This is a genomic window from Pseudobacteroides cellulosolvens ATCC 35603 = DSM 2933 (assembly GCF_001262605.1).
Classification (GTDB): domain Bacteria; phylum Bacillota; class Clostridia; order Acetivibrionales; family DSM-2933; genus Pseudobacteroides; species Pseudobacteroides cellulosolvens.
Genome location: NZ_LGTC01000001.1, coordinates 2,474,093 through 2,492,513, shown reverse-complemented (window position 1 = coordinate 2,492,513; position 18,421 = coordinate 2,474,093). Strand labels below are relative to the sequence as shown.

Annotated in this window: 17 protein-coding genes and 4 pseudogenes; 14 read left to right on the top strand and 7 right to left on the bottom strand. The window is 35.3% G+C overall.

Annotation, left to right across the window (positions count from 1 at the left end; translation table 11 throughout):
* Positions 1-247: 247 nt before the first annotated feature.
* A pseudogene (locus Bccel_RS09935) lies at positions 248-426 on the top strand (DUF255 domain-containing protein); the annotation flags it as partial.
* Between the two features lie 78 nt (positions 427-504).
* Here Bccel_RS09935 and Bccel_RS09930 read toward each other — a convergent pair.
* Entirely contained in the window at positions 505-855 is a 351-nt protein-coding gene (locus Bccel_RS09930; RefSeq protein WP_050753333.1) for a hypothetical protein, read from the bottom strand.
* Positions 856-1,192: 337 nt separating this feature from the next.
* Here Bccel_RS09930 and Bccel_RS28810 point away from each other — a divergent pair.
* From Bccel_RS28810 to Bccel_RS28805, 3 genes and pseudogenes are all read left to right on the top strand, one after another.
* Positions 1,193-1,351, top strand: a pseudogene (locus tag Bccel_RS28810) (DUF255 domain-containing protein); the annotation flags it as partial.
* A 172-nt stretch (positions 1,352-1,523) separates the two neighbouring features.
* A complete protein-coding gene (locus Bccel_RS31430; RefSeq protein ID WP_242857006.1) occupies positions 1,524-1,997 on the top strand; it encodes a hypothetical protein in 474 nt (157 codons plus the stop codon).
* Positions 1,998-2,428: 431 nt separating this feature from the next.
* Positions 2,429-2,557: pseudogene (locus Bccel_RS28805) on the top strand (DUF255 domain-containing protein); the annotation flags it as partial.
* Between the two features lie 113 nt (positions 2,558-2,670).
* Here the strand turns inward: Bccel_RS28805 and Bccel_RS09920 are convergent.
* Positions 2,671-4,113, bottom strand: coding sequence for a recombinase family protein (locus Bccel_RS09920; RefSeq protein WP_154673544.1), 1,443 nt, complete (start codon positions 4,111-4,113; stop codon positions 2,671-2,673).
* A 26-nt stretch (positions 4,114-4,139) separates the two neighbouring features.
* On the opposite strand from Bccel_RS09920, the gene Bccel_RS32050 reads away from it, so the two are divergent.
* From Bccel_RS32050 to Bccel_RS09900, 5 genes and pseudogenes are all read left to right on the top strand, one after another.
* On the top strand, positions 4,140-4,553 hold the full coding sequence (locus Bccel_RS32050) for a helix-turn-helix domain-containing protein (RefSeq protein ID WP_036947026.1): 414 nt from the start codon (positions 4,140-4,142) through the stop codon (positions 4,551-4,553).
* Positions 4,540-4,698 (top strand): hypothetical protein, encoded by a 159-nt coding sequence (locus Bccel_RS30210; RefSeq protein ID WP_154673543.1) that lies wholly within the window; start codon positions 4,540-4,542, stop codon positions 4,696-4,698. Before Bccel_RS32050 ends, Bccel_RS30210 begins: the two co-directional genes overlap by 14 nt.
* A 93-nt stretch (positions 4,699-4,791) precedes the next feature.
* Complete coding sequence (locus Bccel_RS09910; protein ID WP_036947023.1) at positions 4,792-4,995, top strand: hypothetical protein; 204 nt, start codon at positions 4,792-4,794, stop codon at positions 4,993-4,995.
* A 170-nt stretch (positions 4,996-5,165) separates the two neighbouring features.
* A complete protein-coding gene (locus Bccel_RS09905) occupies positions 5,166-5,675 on the top strand; it encodes a hypothetical protein (protein WP_036947020.1) in 510 nt (169 codons plus the stop codon).
* A 236-nt stretch (positions 5,676-5,911) separates the two neighbouring features.
* Positions 5,912-7,962, top strand: a pseudogene (locus Bccel_RS09900) (thioredoxin domain-containing protein).
* Between the two features lie 20 nt (positions 7,963-7,982).
* On the opposite strand, the gene Bccel_RS31420 reads toward Bccel_RS09900, so the two are convergent.
* The 4 genes from Bccel_RS31420 to Bccel_RS09885 form a co-directional block, all read right to left on the bottom strand.
* A complete protein-coding gene (locus Bccel_RS31420; protein ID WP_242853241.1) occupies positions 7,983-8,207 on the bottom strand; it encodes an ATP-binding protein in 225 nt (74 codons plus the stop codon).
* Positions 8,198-8,407, bottom strand: a complete 210-nt coding sequence (locus Bccel_RS31415) for a hypothetical protein (protein ID WP_242853240.1) — start codon at positions 8,405-8,407, stop codon at positions 8,198-8,200. The genes Bccel_RS31420 and Bccel_RS31415 overlap by 10 nt, the downstream gene beginning before the upstream one ends.
* A 114-nt stretch (positions 8,408-8,521) precedes the next feature.
* On the bottom strand, positions 8,522-10,306 hold the full coding sequence (locus tag Bccel_RS09890; protein ID WP_050753332.1) for a PAS domain-containing sensor histidine kinase: 1,785 nt from the start codon (positions 10,304-10,306) through the stop codon (positions 8,522-8,524).
* A gap of 89 nt (positions 10,307-10,395) precedes the next feature.
* A complete protein-coding gene (locus Bccel_RS09885; RefSeq protein WP_036947014.1) occupies positions 10,396-11,550 on the bottom strand; it encodes a response regulator in 1,155 nt (384 codons plus the stop codon).
* A gap of 293 nt (positions 11,551-11,843) precedes the next feature.
* Here Bccel_RS09885 and Bccel_RS09880 point away from each other — a divergent pair, with 293 nt between their 5' ends.
* Complete coding sequence (locus Bccel_RS09880) at positions 11,844-12,134, top strand: DUF503 domain-containing protein (RefSeq protein WP_036947011.1); 291 nt, start codon at positions 11,844-11,846, stop codon at positions 12,132-12,134.
* A gap of 125 nt (positions 12,135-12,259) precedes the next feature.
* On the opposite strand, the gene Bccel_RS09875 is transcribed toward Bccel_RS09880, so the two are convergent.
* Positions 12,260-13,624: an ammonium transporter gene (locus Bccel_RS09875; protein WP_081927376.1), complete on the bottom strand. Its 1,365-nt coding sequence runs from the start codon at positions 13,622-13,624 to the stop codon at positions 12,260-12,262.
* A gap of 525 nt (positions 13,625-14,149) precedes the next feature.
* Between Bccel_RS09875 and lepA the strand changes: the two genes are divergently transcribed.
* From lepA to hrcA, 4 genes are all read left to right on the top strand, one after another.
* Positions 14,150-15,961: a translation elongation factor 4 gene (lepA, locus tag Bccel_RS09870; protein WP_036947008.1), complete on the top strand. Its 1,812-nt coding sequence runs from the start codon at positions 14,150-14,152 to the stop codon at positions 15,959-15,961.
* 21 nt (positions 15,962-15,982) lie between these two features.
* Positions 15,983-16,831: a radical SAM family heme chaperone HemW gene (gene hemW, locus Bccel_RS09865; protein WP_242857005.1), complete on the top strand. Its 849-nt coding sequence runs from the start codon at positions 15,983-15,985 to the stop codon at positions 16,829-16,831.
* Positions 16,726-17,124, top strand: coding sequence for a hypothetical protein (locus Bccel_RS31410; RefSeq protein ID WP_242857004.1), 399 nt, complete (start codon positions 16,726-16,728; stop codon positions 17,122-17,124). Before hemW ends, Bccel_RS31410 begins: the two co-directional genes overlap by 106 nt.
* 156 nt (positions 17,125-17,280) lie before the next feature.
* A complete protein-coding gene (gene hrcA, locus Bccel_RS09860; protein WP_036947002.1) occupies positions 17,281-18,330 on the top strand; it encodes a heat-inducible transcriptional repressor HrcA in 1,050 nt (349 codons plus the stop codon).
* Positions 18,331-18,421: the final 91 nt, after the last annotated feature.

Genomic DNA, 18,421 nt, shown 5'->3' with positions numbered 1-18,421 from the left:
ATTTTTTTATAACCCTCAACAAAAATTCTTAATTGAAATAAAAATAATTAAGATAAGTAGATTTATTATCACTTCCAGCTTAAGACTCTGAAACAGCATTAAAACAATTTGCCAGCACATTTAATGATATTGTTAGCGATATTACAAATAAGAGAGCGTCAGGCTAATAAGCTGGTGTTTTTTGTTACTGAATACTCTCATTGGAATGTTGGTATACTAAAACCAAATACGAAGATTGGAGTATTTAATAAAGACATTACCTGAAAAAGAACAAGCAAAGGCAAGAAAAGCTAACAGATTGATAAATGAAAAGTCGCCCTACTTACTCCAACACGCTTATAACCCTGTAGATTGGTATCCATGGGGTAAAGAAGCATATCAAAAAGCTCAAAGTGCAAGGCTGTATTCTTGTCCGTGGGCTATTCGTAGTAGGGTACATGGTCGACTTGTCATTGATGACATGTCAGTTATTAATAGCAATTTTAAAAATGAATAAATATAATATTACTTAGCAATTTTCTTTTTTATCTCAACTAACTCAACCTTGTTTTTAAAATCTTCCTTACCCAATACTTCGATGCCGTTTTCAATCAATTCTAGCTTTTGCCTTGTTTCGGTACGGAATTCCGTCAAGTCAGCAGTTTGGTCATTGATAGCATCAACCTTCTGCTTTATTACTGATATATCAGTTTTCATCATATCAATATCAGTTTTCATCATATCAATATCAGTTTTCATAATACCAATATCAGTATTCGTCATACTAATATCAGTTTTCATAGCTTCAATATCTTTAGCCATATTATCTACTTTTCCAGTTAAAGCTTCAATTGCTTTTAAGATTTTCTCTTCCATAGATTATCAACCTCCAGAATTATTATACCCTAAATAACTGTCAATCATCAAGCACTTTCCAGCATCAACAGTTATTGTGAATATTACATTGGTCTATTAACAGTTTCGCAACTTTCTGTGCATTCCGATATTTCTGCTTGCGAGCCACATGTATTGGAGAATTATTACAACATTGGGCACTTTTAAAATATCTTATCTCCTCGAGCTTCCTAAATCAATCACAGCTAAAGTTGAATATATAATTACTTTCTTTCAAATAATAGTTTGGTGGTAAATAACAATAACTGTTTACTATACACAAAAAACTATACAATTATGAAAGGAAGGTGATGCCCACATGTCAACTAATAAACAAGCCAATAGACTAATCCATGAGAAATCTCCATATTTATTACAACATGCCTATAACCCTGTAAACTGGTTTCCTTGGAGTGATGAAGCTTTTAAAAAGGCTAAGTCAGAAGATAAACCTATCTTCCTGTCTATTGGTTATAGCTGACCTGTATTAAAAGAACTTGTCATTGGTGCCACGTCATCAATTTAACAGCATTTTTCGCCTGTCGCATTAAATGTTTTCATGAAAATAAATAAAAGTCATAGAAAACGCAAATAATAATCGTTATAGAAACTAAAAAAAATCTGCTTGATTAAATTAGTTTGGAGTACTTATGAATTCAACATTTTGGACAAACACAATATGGTATATTCTTTTAGGGATTTTGACTTTAATCCAGTTAGTTTTTGTTATGGTTAAAGCGAAAAGACGAAGGCTAACACTTGCCCTCTATCTAACCACAGTTGGTATAACTCTATATTTTGAAACGATAATTCTTATTTTTTTTAGAGCGTATGCTTATTACCCAATGATAATAGAAAAGCATTCAGACCCATTTAATGATGTACTTGCGGGAAATCTTTTTTCACAATTTTCTGTCTCAACAACTGCTCTTTTAGTTTCTATCCTTGATTTAAAGTATTACTGGTATTTTATATTTGGTTGTATCTATGGTATTATCGAAGAACTTTTTATAGCATTAGGTATATATAGCCATAACTGGTATCAGACATGGATGACTGTGCTTGGTTTTCCTATTCTCATTTGGGTAGTAAAAAGATGCACTCAAAGATTTTGCAAGGTATAAAACCAATAACTTACTATGGATATATTTACATGGGATTATTTACACTTTATGTTGTTACCTTATTGTGGGGTTTAGATGTAGCAGGATTTATGCAATTTACTACGACATTGTTTAATAATCCGAAAGTTAGCCGTTACAGCTTATATTTGGTGTATTATTCACTGTCATCAATTTTTATGATGTTGATTTATTTTTTGAAACCTAAATTGAGATATAAATCTTTGATTATATTTATACTTTACGCAATTTACTATACTGGTTACAAACAAAATTTAATTTGGATTAAAGAAGGCTGGTTTTTGTCTGTCACTACTATAAAAATTTTCTGGATGTATCTATCAGTATTTATACTGGATAGACTATACAATGGACCTCACAAAAAGGTTTAATACAACTATTATCGTAAATAATATTAAAATATGTTATATTAAGTGGAGTGCTACTTGCTCCAACATGCCCATAACCCTGTGGATTGGTACCCATGGAGAAACGAAGCATTTGAAAAAGCAACCTTGGAGGATAAGCCAATTTTTTTAAGTATCGGCTATTCCACCTGTCACTGATGGCATCCCCTCTGAATACATATTGCTATAACCTGCTAATATAGCATATTCTACAGTTTACAACATAAAGAAAGGATAGGCAACTTTCACCCATCCCATAATAATCTTTTTTACCCAAAAGTATAAATCTTAGTTGATGCCTTGCTGTTCTCTTGTGCCTGTTTAAAAAGTTCCATTCCCTGCTTAACTTCATCTGTATAGTGGATTTCCAGCTTAGGCTTATTGAGGTTACTAATTTCTCTTGTGTACACAATCTTGTCAATGTATTTCTTGATGGTCATATTCTTTACTTCACAATCCTCACTCTGCCAGTTGTAAGGCTGATTTAGGAAGTCTTTGTGTAGTTCAACCAGTTTTTCCATAAACCCATTTCTATCTGTATCAACATCTATGCTTGCAAGCTGTTCCTCAACCTTTTGCAGACTATACTTCAATTTGTTTTCCTGGTCAATTAACCTTTGGTCAACACCCCTTGCAAGCTGTAAATCCAAAAGATTATCCAATTGCTTATTTATTTCCTTTTTTTCATCATTTAGGTCTTTAATCTTTGCAGTTGTTGTATCCATCATTTTTAGTTCACTTGCCTGAACAATATTATAATATGCAATGACTGGTTTGACCTCATTCAATAGTTTGTCATGTATGAAATCATCAATAATACTCAATGCAACAGCACCATTAGGACACCTTTTTCCAGTAGTAAAGTCTATGTTGGCACATGGCTTCATGTAGGTTTTTCCATTATTGCTATCTTTATAGAATGTTATGTTCCTAACACAAATGCCACACTTGATAACATTAGTCAAACCATAGGTTCTCTTTCTGGAGTTAACATCCACAATCCTGTTGTCCTTCAACTTGTCAGCAACCTTCTGGAAAGTCTCAGGAATGATGATAGGCTCATGGGCATTAGGGTAAATTATCCATTCACTTTCAGGAGCAGGTTTTGACACCTTCTTACCATTTTCATCCTTAAACCATTTCCTTTTACCATAAATCTGTGTACCAATATACTTTTCATTGGTCAGAGTGTCCATGATGGTTTTATGGGTGAAGATATTTCCATCCCTTGTCTTGTACCCTCTCTTGTTCATTTCAACAGCTACATCAAACAGGTTCATATCATGTAAATATAAATCATAAATTTCCTCAATAATGTGTTTATCCTCATTAGGGACTAATTTCTTGCTAACCCTGTCATAAGTATAACCCAATGGGGCTTCCCCTAAGTGGTTACCATACAAGGATACAGACTTTATTTTACCTGCATTCAATACCTGCTTGGACTGTTCAAGGTATAGGTCATTCATTACAGCAGTTAGCTTATTCCCAATATGGTCTGAGTAATCTACAACCCTGCCATTGTGGGCTTCAATCAGGATTAAGTCATGGAACTGGAACTCTTTAAGAAGCCTTTCTGTGTTAGTAACCTTTCTTGAAAGCCTGTCCAATCTATAAACTAATAGACATCTAATCTCCTTGGCCTTAACCCTATCTCTAACCTCATTCAACATAGGTCTATTGATAGTCTCAGAACTGCCTACTTCTTCCAAGGCAGAATGATTTAATTGGGTATGGGGTGTATGTATCTCCAGAGTTTATAGGCTCTGAACAGTTTCAAAGACTGTCAGGGAATGATATAAAAGTTTTGTTGTTCCTGATAAAGCACATGCATAATACAGAGTTTACCTGTTATCCCACATTTCAACAGATAGAGCAATCCACAGTAATCTCCCAAAGGACAATCCAAGAGTGTTTGAAAAGTCTGAGACTGGAAAAATTAATTGTAAAAATTGAAAAGAACTCTGATAAGAATAAGAAATCCCAATTCTCTAACAATATTTACTATTTTAGCAAAGAACAGCTTGGGACAAGTACTGTTGAAGTATTGGGCAGAGAGGAAGAAGAAGCCTATTGGGATAAGACAGAAATTGATGATTTAATCAACCTATGTGATGAATTGAATGGAGGTAGTGAATATGTCAAGAAATAGTGATGAGCAGAAATTTAAAGGTATTCTGAGAAGTGTTAAATATAGAAACAAATGCTACATTCAAGAAATGGCAAAGGCATTGCTGCTAAGGTATGGACTTGCAAGACTCTACAACAAAAGGCTACTGCTTAAATCTTGCAGATAGGCTTTTAATGTTGGAAGTCATAGAAGGTAGTACAGATATTGACAGCCTTTTGAGGGATGTTGAGGACACAGAGCAGGAAGAAGGTGGGGCTGCATGATGATAGGAAGTAAAAAGCAGCAATGGTTTGTTGAAAACATGAAGCAGGAGTTCAATATATGTAAGACATATAGAAGGGCTTGTATCATGCTGAAAGAGTTGAGAGAGCAGTATAAAAATGATGAGAGGTACAATCCAGAACAGATACAGGAGCTTTTGACAGTTGCATTTCATTTCAGTAGGTTTGGAACTGGGAGCTGATGAGATATTGTGGGTATAGGGTGAAACTCTTTTATACCCTTTTTATCAACTATACATATGAATTGTATATCCTTTGAAATGATGATAGAATATTTTTAAACTACTTGGGTCAAAATATATAGTGAAAAATTCTATATATCTCTTAAAAATATAAGGAAGAAATTGAGATTATGAAAAACTTAATAATAGTTGCTACAATAATAATGATACTTGGATTGTTTACAGGATGTACAGCAAAAGATCCCAATGAGAGTGAAATAAATAGAGTTACAGACAATTATTTTATTAAACTAAAAAGTGGTGTTTATATTGTAGATGGAGTTAATAAAATGGATTCTGGAGTTTATGAAATAATAGCCTCTTATATATCAGAAACAGATGAGAGAGTTATAACTAAGATAGATCAAAACACCTATATAGTAAAGACCAAAGTGCAAATACCAAACTTTAATAAGATATATTCAACATCTTATAGTAAAATGATGAAAAATGGAATTAAAGGTTACTCAAAAGAACAAATAAGTATGACATTGTCTGGAATAGCTAAAGGAGAAGTGATTATTCATCCAGATTTTACTACCAATGATTATGAAATTAAAATTACTAAACAAAACAATGGCAATAGAGACTATTGGGGAATTCCTTTAGTAAATGGAACAAAACCTCAGTTTAGGTATTAGATAAACTTTTATTATTCCAATCAGCAGATTGAAATGGCAAAGTCATACACCTTTACAGTTGCTATATATTTGATGGTTAAATGGTTTTTGTAGGTATGGAGCAAGGACTATATGCCTCATTAATTCTGAATATATAATCACTTTCTTTCAAATAATAGTTTGGTGGTAAATAAAAATAATACTTTACTATAAAAACCCAACAAACTATAAAATTATGAAAGGAAGGTGATGCCCACATGTCAACTAATAAACAAGCCAATAGACTAATCCATGAGAAATCCCCATATTTGTTACAACATGCTCATAACCCTGTAAACTGGTTTCCTTGGAGTGATGAAGCTTTTCAGAAAGCCAAGTCAGAAGATAAGCCTATCTTCCTGTCTATTGGCTATAGCTGACCTGTATTCAAAGAACATGTCACTGGTGCCACGTAATGGAAAGAGAAAGTTTTGAAGACGAAGAGGTAGCAAAAATCTTAAACTCAGGCTTTATTTCCATTAAAGTGGATAGAGAAGAAAGGCCGGATATCGATCATATATACATGAATGTATGCCAAATGCTTACAAACCATGGAGGATGGCCGCTTACTGTAATAATGACTCCAGATCAAAAGCCTTTCTTTGCAGGAACATATTTCCCCAAACATGACAGTATAGGCATGGCAGGGCTTATAACTATTTTAGAGAAGGTAAAGAACGCTTGGGACAACAATAGAAAAGCACTTGTTGATTCAGGGGATAAAATAGTAGGGCTTCTTAATACTGATCAGGAAACATTTGCTGAGGGAATCGGTGAAGATACAATCATTGAGGCTTTTACACATTTTGAAGAAGCCTTTGATGAAAAACATGGAGGGTTTGGCAGTGCTCCCAAATTTCCTACTCCCCATACATTGTACTTCTTGCTAAGGTACTGGTACAATACAAAGGATCCAATAGCCTTAAGCATTGTGGAGAAAACTCTTATTTCCATGTATAAGGGCGGAATATATGACCATGTAGGATTTGGATTCAGCCGGTATTCAACTGATAGAAAATGGCTGGTACCCCATTTTGAAAAAATGCTGTATGATAATGCACTTTTAGCTATAGCGTATATTGAGGCGTACCAGGCTACAGGAAATAAAAAGTATGGAGAGATTGCAGATGAGATATTGGCATATGTTCAAAGGGATATGACTTCTCCAAGCGGAGCTTTTTATTCTGCGGAAGATGCAGATTCGGAAGGCGAAGAGGGTAAATTTTATGTTTGGTCTGAAGATGAGATCATTGAAGTCCTTGGAAAAGAAGATGGAGAGAAATATTGCAGGTATTTTGACATTACACAAAAAGGGAATTTTGAAGGTAAAAACATACCTAATCTAATCAGAACAGACTTATATGATATTGATAAGGAGTTTTTGGACAGATCCAGGGAAAGACTATATAGACACCGTGAAAGAAGGGTTCACCCATACAAGGATGATAAGGTACTTACATCGTGGAATGGTCTTATGATAGCAGCCTTATCCATTGCCGGCAGAGTTCTTGGTAAAAAACAGTATGATTATGCTGCAAAAAAGGCTGTAGATTTTATTTTGAAAAACCTTATAAGGAATGATGGGCGGTTACTGGCAAGATACAGGGATGGAGAGGCTTCATATCATGCTTATGTAGATGACTATTCATTTTTTATTTGGGGCCTTATAGAGCTATATGAGACCAGCTATGATGAATATTACCTCAAAAACGCTATAGAGCTAAGTAAAGATCTTGTTAAGTATTTCTGGGATTCTCAGAATGGAGGATTCTTTGTATATGGCAGTGACAGTGAGCAGCTCATTACAAGGCCTAAGGAAATTTATGACGGTGCAACGCCTTCAGGAAACTCGGTTACTGCGTACAACTTCCTTAAGCTTGCCAGGATAACAGGAGATAATAAATATGAGGAAAGAGCAGTACAAATTCTTAATGCATTTGGTGCTGAAATAAAAAAATATCCCTCGGGATATACTTTCTTTTTGATAGCAGCCATGTATGCAAAATCAAATCCTAAAGAAGTGGTTGTTGTATCTGAAACTGCAAATAATGAAGCTCGAAGAATGTTAAATGTAATTAATGAGCAGTTTAGACCGTTTACTGTTTCAGTTTTGTATTTAAAGGATAACAATAAATTGACAGATATAATACCTTATTTGGAAAACTATAATCAGATTGAAGATAAAGCCACAGCATATGTTTGTGAAAATTTTGCATGCAGGGCCCCTGTTACAGATATAAACAGCTTTAGAGAAATGATTTCAAACTGAAATAGTATAAATAATTGATACTAATCCAGTGGGATGGTTAAGGTTATCTTTGTGCCTTTGGGATTATTTGGGGCAATCTTTAAATTGGTTGAAAAGTTGTTGACCAAGGTTAGGCCCCAACCTCTTGATGACATCGAGTTCATATCGGAAACTCTGCGATTAAGATTCAGTGTCTCGACATCAACACCATTTCCTTCATCGCACAACTCAAATAAAATAGAATCTTCAGTCCTCTTTATGGACAAAGAAACCTTACCCGGATTTTTTTATATCCGTGTTCCAGAGAATTGACTAAAAGCTCGTGAATAGCACTTTTGAGCTTGAATTTAGGCTTTTCATCATTAGTGATATTGTCAATAGCATCTTCGCAAATGGTAAGAAATTTTTCAATGTTATCCTCATCATATGGGATAAATGCCTCGAGATTATAATTTAATATTTGCATTATTAAGCCCTCCATATCCATTATATCACTCATTTGAAGGAAAATCCAGATGGTAAATTTTATATTTGTATATAATTTATAAATATAAGTTTTGTATATAAATTGTATTGGAACTTAATAATCATATACATCACTTATAGGATTATATGTTGAATCATATACAGGAAGCTTAATTGTAAATCTGCTGCCGAGCATTTCCTCTGAGTCTACAGTTATGGTACCTCCAAATTCCTTTATAATACCAAATGTTATTGAAAGGCCAAGGCCCGTTCCCTTACCCACTTCCTTTGTGGTAAAAAAGGGATCGAATATTTTGTTTATCAGCTCCTTTGGAATTCCTCCTCCGGTATCTTCAATTTCTACATATACATATTTGTCCTTTTCATAAGTGCTTATTATAATTTTCTTCTGCCAGTTTTTTACCCATTCCGGCGGTGTTCCCTTTTCCTTGAGACGTTTTATAATTTTTTCAAAATCATCAAGTGCATCTCTAGCATTGCTAAGAATATTTAAGAACACCTGCTCAAGCTTGTTGTGGTCTGCAAATACCATAGGAACTTCTTCGGAAATAAAGGTTTCGATTGTTATATTTTTGTTTTTCAGCTGCTGACCGATAAGTTTAAACACATCAAGCAGCGGAACACTGACCAATATTGGCTGATGTGCTTCCTTCGACTGTCTGGCAAAGGTTCTTAAATGAGTTATTATTTTATTTATTCTATCTATTTGCTCGATTATGGATCTAAGCTTTTCATCGAGGATCTCGTCATTTAGCTTGCCTAAGTTTTTTGCACGCTGTAATCCCTGTACAATTAAGCTTATACCTCCAAGCGGCTGGTTGATTTCATGGGCTATACCTGTAGCCATTTCCCCAAGTGTAGCAAGTTTTCCTGACTGAACAAGCTGTGCATCCTTGACCCTCAGCTGATCGGTTCTCTCCTGTACCAGCCTTTCAAGATCATAGGCATATTGCTTTATCTCTTCTTCGAGCCTTTTGCGCTGAATACCGGCTGATATTTCATTGGCTATTATACTTAGTACTTGAGTTTCGGTAAGCAGCAGATTTTTTCTTGAAGAAGGTATAACTATATGCAGTATTCCCATTAAAGCTATGTCTGCAAGTAGTGGTATGTGTATTATTGAGCTATCTGATTCGGACAGGTTTTCATCCTGCATAAACTCACATATTGCGTGTCCTGCCAGCTTACCATAGTTTATAGTATATTGGGAGTAAGTCAGAAAACAATCGAATACATTACCATAAACGAATTTATCATCATAGGTATAAGAGCAATAATGCCTCTTATAGTCGCTGTTAAGACCTATTTGATGTTCTACATAAAAATTATTGTTCCTTTTATCAAGCAGGCAGATAAATACTACAGGTATTTCAAGTATTGTGCTGATAGCATTTATAATACCATTACACATTTCGTTTATACTTATAGGGGAATTAACGAGGTGTGCAACTTCAATAAGAATATTCCTGTATTTTTCTTCCACTTTAAGGTTTGTTATATCTCTGACAATGATTAAATAACCACACATATCATTATTGCTTTTAAATCTGGGAGTGACTGTTACTGAGACAGGGAGTATGGTACCATCCTTTCTTATCGCTTTCATTTCGTAATCATTAACTCTTGAACTGTAGTTGCTGTCACTATGTAAAAGAATGTCATTGGTAGGCGAACTATTTACATGAAGAATTTGAGGTGTTTGTTTTCCTACCATTTCAGTTTCATTGTAACCGTAAATTATCTCCGCACCTTTGTTCCAAAATACTATCATATCGTTTAAATCCGTGGCTATGATTGCGTATTCTGTAGAACTGTTTAAAATATTATCAAGAAGTGCTGAAGTTTTTAAGTTGCCCAATAGTGATTCTGATGCAGACATATAACCCTCCAGATAAAAATAAGTTTTATGTAATAGTGCAATATAACTATGTTTTATTAAATGGTTTTATACTGAATATAAAAAATGAATTACTTAATAAGTTCCATTCCAACAATTGTTACATCGTCAAAGAAGTCATTGCTGCCATATTGGGCAGAGGCTTTTAAAAGCTCTTTGGTTATAACATCTATAGGCTTGGAGTTGTTTTCCATAAGGTTTTTTTCAATGTTTTTATAACCAAATATGATATCATCATTGGAAACTTCCAGTATTCCGTCAGAAAATAGAACTACTTTATCTCCGGGGCTTAACTGATGAACGCTGCAGGTATAGGTTGCATCTTCAAAAGCACCAAGGACGGTTCCTGTTGAGTTTAAAGGTTCTATTTTTTCGTTATTAAACAAATATTGTGTGACATGTCCTGCAGACACATAATACAGCACATTGGTTTTTTTATCCAAGAATCCGAGAAAAAGGGTAGCAAAAACATTTTCTGCAGTATTGATAAGTACCTCATTATTAAGGTCTGCAACAATTTCTGGGAACCTACGTTTATTAATACCTTGCCTGTAGTTGTATTCTATGTTTTGGAGAAAACTTTTCAGTATAACGGCAATTACTGCTGCCAGTATACCATGATTGGAAACATCAAAAACATAAAAGCATAGATAATCTCCAATATCACAAATATCATACATGTCTCCGCCTACAGCTTCAGAAGACTTGTACTCCACAGAGAATCTTACATTATCCATCTCAGGCAGCTTTTTTGGAAGCAAATTCAATAGAATTTTTTCAGCTGAATCATGTAAGCCTTGAAGATAAGAGTTCTGATCCAGAAGCTTCTTTTGTATATTGGTATTTTCCAAAAGCAAATTCTTTTTTTCTATGGCTTTAGATATTATTATGGATAATTGATCGACATTAAGGGGCTTTTTCAGATATTCAAAAGCACCTTCCTTCATCGTCTGAATGGCATTTTCTATATCACCGTGACCTGTTAAAATGAGGACACCCATTTCAGGCATAAGTTTTTTTACTTCTCTTAGTACATCAATACCTGTAAGTTTTGGCATTCTCATATCGGTAATAACTGCATCTATGATATTTATTTTTTCCCTGAAAATGTTGAGACCATCTTCTCCGTTAGATGCAGTAATTACATTATAATTTTCCATTTCCAGATTGAATCTTATATTTTCTAAAATTGTGGTTTCATCATCAATAACTAATACCGTAGGCATAGTAATTATCTCCTTGATATTTTAATGTAATACCTTAAGTTATTTTGTTTATAAGACTATTTTAGGCATTTCTAATGTGGAGTGCTAATTTATTTTATATTATAGCAATAATTATAGGGAATTTCCACAACTTAAGATTTATTTATGCTATAATCGGTATAATAAGGCATGAATGAAAAATTACATCCGATTTCTACGCGGTTGTTGTTGAGTTAAGTCAACACATGAGCGAAATTTATAGTGGTAGTTATTTTTTGATCATGACTAAGCATTAAAAAGGAAGGTGAAATTCTTTGATTGTTGGAGTATGCAGAATGGAATTGTCCCTTGAAGGTGCGTTTTCTCTCAAGGATAAAAGACAGATCATTAAGAGTATAATTGAAAGACTTAAAGCAAGATATAATGCCTCAATTGCTGAAGTTGACCTTAACGATACATGGAAAAATGCTGTTATAGGGGTTTCTTGTGTATCGAATGATGCCAAGCACATTGACAGTATGCTTAACAATATTGTAAATTTTGTTGAAAATGATGGGCGGGCTGCTCTTTTTAACTACAATACCGAAAAAATTTATATCGATTAGAGCAGTTAGGGTGTAGTATGCACCATAATTTTCTAGACATTAAAGAAAGCTGCTGCAAAACTAAATTTATAGTGTTGCAGCAGCTTTTACGTTGGGAAGGTTTTTAAGGAATGACTAAAATATTGCTATGTAATATATTCTATATTAGCCTGGCTGGCTTTTATACCTGATTTAGTCTTTTGACTGGCTGTAATGTTATTGCCGAGATCTTCAAGAACCAGACTGTCATCCATTGCTGTCTGTGCATAGGCCCTTACCCCATGTTCACTAATATCAAGACCTTCAACCTCATCTTCTTTGCTAACCCTTATACCTGAAATTGCTTTTAATACTTTAAAAACCATGAATGTGGAAAAGAATGCCCAAGCCGATACTGTGAGAAGTCCTAAAGCTTGAACACCTAAAAGCTTTAGGCCGCCGCCGAAGAAAAGTCCCTTTGATGTTCCTATTGAAGCAAAAAGTCCTACAGCGATAGTTCCGAAGGAACCGCACACACCATGGACTGCAATGGCACCAACAGGGTCATCTGCATGAATTTTATCAAAGAACTCAACAGCAACAACAACAAGAACACCAGCTATAGCTCCTATTATTACAGCACTCGGGAGATTTACAAAAGCACATCCGGCAGTTATTGAAACCAATCCTGCAAGGGCTCCGTTCATAGTCATACTGGCATCAACCTTGCCATATCTTATAAGTGTGAATATAGCACTTACAAAGCCCCCGGCTGCTGCTGCCAGGTTTGTAGTTACCACTATATGGGAGATGCTTCCGTCAAGTCCTGTTAATGCACTTCCAGGATTGAAACCGAACCAGCCGAACCAGAGTATAAAGGCACCCAAAGCTGCTAATGGCAAGCTGTGACCAGGTATAACGTTTATAGAACCATCCTTTTTATACTTTCCGATTCGCGGGCCAAGAACAATAACCGCTGCAAGGGATGCCCATCCACCTACAGAGTGAACTGCAGCCGAACCGGCAAAATCAAGCATGCCCATCTTTGCGAATAATCCTTCCGGATTCCAGATCATATGACCTGCCACTGGATAAATAACTGCAGTTGCGATAAAACTAAAAAACATATATGGGAGGAATTTCATTCTTTCAGATACTGCACCGGATACTATTGTAGCAACTGCTACTGCAAAAGCTGCTTGGAACATCCAGTACACTTCAACAGGCAACCCCAGGTTTCTTAAGAATGGTAAATTGCTCATATCACCGGTGGCAAAAAAACCTGTGGTTCCGATTATACCAAATTTATCGAGACCGTACATCAATGCGAAACCTAATACCCAATAACCCAGCAATCCTGAACAGCAATCAATAAAAACCTTCATAATAATGTTGAGGGAATTCTTAGCTCTTATAAAACCTGCCTCCAACATTGCAAAACCCGCTTCCATAAAGAAAACCAGAGCAGCACATAATAAAACCCAGACGGTGTTTATACCGCCACCTAAAATTTGGAGATTGAGATCATTCATTATAATATCACCTTTCTAGCATAATTAATATTAAATTTTCTCCTTCAACCCCATTGTTTCTGGAAATTAAGATAACCTGAAAGATTATATATGACGGGATACAGGTCTACCCGGCATAAAGGAGGAATAACAATCATTGTCTTCCTTCTTAAGATATGAAATCACCACAATCCAATTAAAGTGATTAATATGTGGTATCCATAAAAGTTACTGATATCGACGTCTTAGTCGATTAGGAAGTTACATCTGTGTAAGAAAACATCATTGAATTTTCAATAATATTATAACGTTTTGCTAAAGGATTTGCAATAAACTTTTACCAATTTAAAACTGAGGGCTAAACTAAATCACATTTTATCTATTCACCTTGTTTAAGTTATGTTATAATAGAAAGCTGGATACAATCAAATGTAAATGACTAATCGCTATGCATTTGGATGAAAATCTAGTAATGTACATGAAATAATAATATTTAATATATATTAATGAAACACATATTAATGAAACCTTTGGAGGATTTTATTGATGGCAAGCGAAAGACAAAAGAAGATAAGAAATTTTTGTATAATAGCACATATTGATCATGGGAAATCAACCCTTGCAGACAGGATGTTGGAAAAGACCGGGGTTTTAACCCTAAGGGAAATGGAAGATCAGGTCCTAGATAATATGGATATCGAAAGGGAACGTGGTATTACTATAAAGGCTCAGGCCGTAAGAATGGTATATAAGTCCAGTGATGGAGAGGAATATATATTCAACCTGATAGACACTCCAGGGCATGTAGATTTTAATTACGAGGTTTCAAGGAGTTTGGCTGCATGTGAAGGAGCAATACTGGTTGTAGATGCTGCACAGGGGATTGAGGCACAAACCCTTGCAAATGTTTATCTGGCTTTGGAACATAACCTGGAAATTCTTCCGGTAATAAATAAAATTGACTTGCCAAGTGCCCAGCCTGATGTAGTCAAAAAGGAAATTGAGGATATAATTGGGCTTGATGCAAGTGAGGCACCAATGGTTTCAGCCAAAAACGGATTGAATATTGAAGATGTTTTGGAGAGTGTTGTAAAAGGTGTACCTTGTCCTGACAACGATGAAACTGCTCCTTTGAAGGCACTTATATTCGATTCCTACTATGACAGCTATAAAGGTGTTATTGTATATGTAAGAATAAAGGAAGGCAGCGTGAAGGTCGGGGACCAGATCAAGATGATGTATACCGGAAAAGAGTTTGTGGTTACTGAAGTCGGATATTTCAGACCGGGATCTCTTGCTTCTTGCGGTGAGCTTTTGGCAGGAGAGGTAGGGTATATTGCTGCCAGTATAAAGAATGTCCGGGACACCAGGGTTGGTGATACTGTAACTCTGTCGGATAACCCTACAAAAGAGCCTTTGCCCGGTTATAAAAAGGTAAATTCAATGGTTTTCTGCGGTATATACCCCGCAGACGGTTCAAAGTATGGAGATTTGAGGGATGCACTTGAAAAGCTGCAGCTTAACGATGCTTCATTAAGCTTCGAACCGGAGTCATCTATAGCCCTTGGGTTTGGTTTTAGATGCGGATTTTTAGGGCTTTTGCATATGGAGATAATTCAGGAGCGTCTTGAAAGGGAATACGATTTAGACCTGGTTACAACGGCTCCGAGTGTTATATACAAGGTTAACAGAACTGATGGGACGACCGTATTTATTGACAACCCGTCAAACTTGCCGCCGCCTGCAGAGATCAGTTCAATGGAGGAGCCCATGGTTAAATGTTCTATCATGCTACCGACGGATTATGTGGGCAGCATAATGGATCTCAGCCAGGAAAGACGCGGTGTATATAAGGATATGAAATATATTGATGAGGGAAGAGTAATGCTTTTATATGAAATGCCCCTCAATGAAATAATATATGACTTTTTTGATGCTCTAAAATCTAGGTCAAGAGGTTATGCTTCATTGGATTATGAGCTTATAGGATACAATCCTTCAACTCTTGTAAAGCTGGACATAATGTTAAATGGGGATATTGTTGATGCTCTTTCATTTATTGTCCATACTGAAAAGGCATATGCGAGGGGAAGAAGAATAGCCGAAAAGCTTAAAGAGTCAATACCCAGGCAGCAATTTGAAATTCCCATACAGGCTTGCATCGGCGGTAAAATAATAGCAAGGGAGACAGTAAAAGCCTATAGAAAAGACGTTCTTTCAAAATGCTACGGCGGGGACATAACAAGAAAGAAGAAGCTCCTTGAGAAGCAAAAAGAGGGTAAGAAAAGAATGAGACAGGTTGGAAGTGTAGAGGTTCCGCAGGAAGCATTTATGACAGTTTTGAAACTGGACACTTAAGTATAGTTTTTGGGAGTTAATATGAAAAAAAGTATTGGGATTTATATTCATATTCCTTTTTGTATATCAAAGTGCTACTATTGTGACTTTAATTCCTCTTCAAATAAGAGCAGTTTGGTGGAAGCTTATTTTGATGCATTAAAAAAAGAGATCATATTAAACAGTGAAAGAGCAGGGCAATATGAAGTAAAGACGGTTTTTATCGGCGGCGGGACTCCTTCAAGTGTTGATTCACGGTACATTGAAGATGTATTGGAGCTTTGCCGCAAGCATTATAATTTAAGAAGCGATGCAGAAGTAAGCATTGAATCGAATCCCGGTACATTGTCAGAAATTAAACTTAAAGCATATAAATATATTGGAATAAACAGGCTGAGTATAGGACTGCAAGCCTGGCAAAACAAGCTTTTAAAAAGCATTGGCAGGATTCATTGCGTTGAAGATTTTACCAATAATTTTAAACTTGCAAGAGAAATAGGATTTGATAACATAAATGTGGATGTGATTTTTTCTCTTCCAGATCAAACACTGGATGATTGGAATGAGACGCTAAATAATATAATAAGCCAAGGGCCGGAGCATATATCAAGCTATAGCCTTAAAATAGAAGAAAATACTGTGTTTTGGGAAAAGTATAACAATGGAGATATAAAGGAAATAGATGACCAATTGGATAGAGAAATGTATTATATTGCTAAAAGGAAGCTGTCACAATATGGATATAATATGTATGAAATATCCAATTTCTCAAAGGAAGGTTTTGAGTGCAAGCACAACCTTATATATTGGAATGCGGAAAACTATTTAGGTTTTGGGGCAGGGCACATTCATACTTCAACAAAAAAAGATATAATAATGTATATAGCATAGAAGATTATGTTGAAAACTATATAAAAAATGAGGGTAAATATGTAGAAGGAGAAGCTTTTATAGATGAAGCTGAAAGCATGTCTGAGTTTGTCATTCTTGGAATGAGGCTTACTCAAGGCATTTCCATATTGGACTTCAAAGAAAGATACGGAATTGAAATTATGGATAGATTTGGTGAGCAGTTTAACAAATTGATCGCAAGGGGATTAGTTGAGTATAAAGATAAAAGGCTAATGCTTACAGAAACAGGTTTGGATTATGCCAATCAGGTTTTTATGGAATTTATCGATTAATAATGTTCATTGCCTTCAAAGTATTGCCGATAAAGATATTATTTGTAATTGTTGGGATTTTAGCATAAAATACTTGACAAATAACTGTCATGGGGATATATTTAAATTATAATTAGCACTCAATTAAGTAGAGTGCTAACAAAGGGGAGCTGGAACATGTACTTGGATGATAGAAAACGAAGGATTCTTCAGGCTATTATTGATGACTACATTGACACAGCAGAACCTATTGGTTCAAGAACAATCGCAAGGAAACATGAGCTTGGCTTAAGTTCTGCCACTATTAGGAATGAAATGGCTGATCTTGAGGAAATGGGGTTTTTAGGACAGCCGCATACATCTGCAGGTAGAGTACCCTCTGACAAAGGCTATAGACTTTATGTCAATGAGCTGATGAAAGAAAGGGTTATTTCCACTGAGGAAGCTGATTGTATAAAACAGGCACTTGAAGTACGGATAAATGAAATGAATCAACTTATAAGGCAAGCATCGATGATAATGTCCAAGATCACCAAATATACATCGATTGCAATTGCACCGCAGTTGAAAAAAAGCATTCTTAAGGCCGTACAGGTTGTGCCGATTCAGCCCGGAAGAGCACTTGTAATAGTGGTTACTAGTGCAAATGTGGTAAGAAACAGCTTTATTAAGATTCAGGATAATGTTACTGCAGATTTGTTAATTATGCTGTCAAATGTACTAAACATTAAGCTGAATGGGCTTACAATAGATCAGATAGGCAATAATATTTTGCTGGATATAGAAAAAGAGTTAGGTATTACGAAAGAAATACTGATACCGATAATTGACGGTATAGTGGATTCTATAAACAATATAGATTATTCCGATGTGTATTTGGAGGGTACTACCAACATACTTAACTTTCCGGAGTTTATGGATATTGTAAAGGCAAAGGAGTTCTTGAATGTTCTGGATGAGAAAGAAAAAATATACAAGATTCTAAACGATAAAAATGGCACGGAAAGTATAGGTGTTCATATAGGAACAGAGAATGATATACAACAGATTAAGGATTGCAGCCTTATTACTGCAACATACAGCATTGGTAATATTGTGCTTGGAACCATAGGTGTTATTGGTCCTACAAGAATGGAATATGCAAAGGTTATTTCTTCGATGAATTTTCTTAAAAGAAAGTTGAATGAAGAAATATTAAAATATATAGGTGATATAGATGATAGTTAATAAGGCATGTAACAGCATTTATTTTTGTTCATGCCTGGGAATTATGGTGTATGGTATATCATAATTCCTAACGGCAACAATTAAGGTTGAC

Excerpts from the sequence above, each read along its gene's own strand:
- Bccel_RS31430 (WP_242857006.1), top strand. The coding sequence starts at position 1,524 with ATGAATTCAACATTTTGGACAAACACAATATGGTATATTCTTTTAGGG.
- Bccel_RS30210 (WP_154673543.1), top strand. The coding sequence starts at position 4,540 with ATGTCAAGAAATAGTGATGAGCAGAAATTTAAAGGTATTCTGAGAAGT.
- Bccel_RS09905 (WP_036947020.1), top strand. The coding sequence starts at position 5,166 with ATGAAAAACTTAATAATAGTTGCTACAATAATAATGATACTTGGATTG.
- Bccel_RS09930 (WP_050753333.1), bottom strand. The coding sequence starts at position 855 with ATGGAAGAGAAAATCTTAAAAGCAATTGAAGCTTTAACTGGAAAAGTA.
- Bccel_RS09890 (WP_050753332.1), bottom strand. The coding sequence starts at position 10,306 with ATGTCTGCATCAGAATCACTATTGGGCAACTTAAAAACTTCAGCACTT.
- hrcA (WP_036947002.1), top strand. The coding sequence starts at position 17,281 with ATGTACTTGGATGATAGAAAACGAAGGATTCTTCAGGCTATTATTGAT.
- hemW (WP_242857005.1), top strand. The coding sequence starts at position 15,983 with ATGAAAAAAAGTATTGGGATTTATATTCATATTCCTTTTTGTATATCA.
- Bccel_RS09875 (WP_081927376.1), bottom strand. The coding sequence starts at position 13,624 with ATGAATGATCTCAATCTCCAAATTTTAGGTGGCGGTATAAACACCGTC.
- lepA (WP_036947008.1), top strand. The coding sequence starts at position 14,150 with ATGGCAAGCGAAAGACAAAAGAAGATAAGAAATTTTTGTATAATAGCA.
- Bccel_RS31415 (WP_242853240.1), bottom strand. The coding sequence starts at position 8,407 with ATGCAAATATTAAATTATAATCTCGAGGCATTTATCCCATATGATGAG.
- Bccel_RS09910 (WP_036947023.1), top strand. The coding sequence starts at position 4,792 with ATGATGATAGGAAGTAAAAAGCAGCAATGGTTTGTTGAAAACATGAAG.
- Bccel_RS09885 (WP_036947014.1), bottom strand. The coding sequence starts at position 11,550 with ATGCCTACGGTATTAGTTATTGATGATGAAACCACAATTTTAGAAAAT.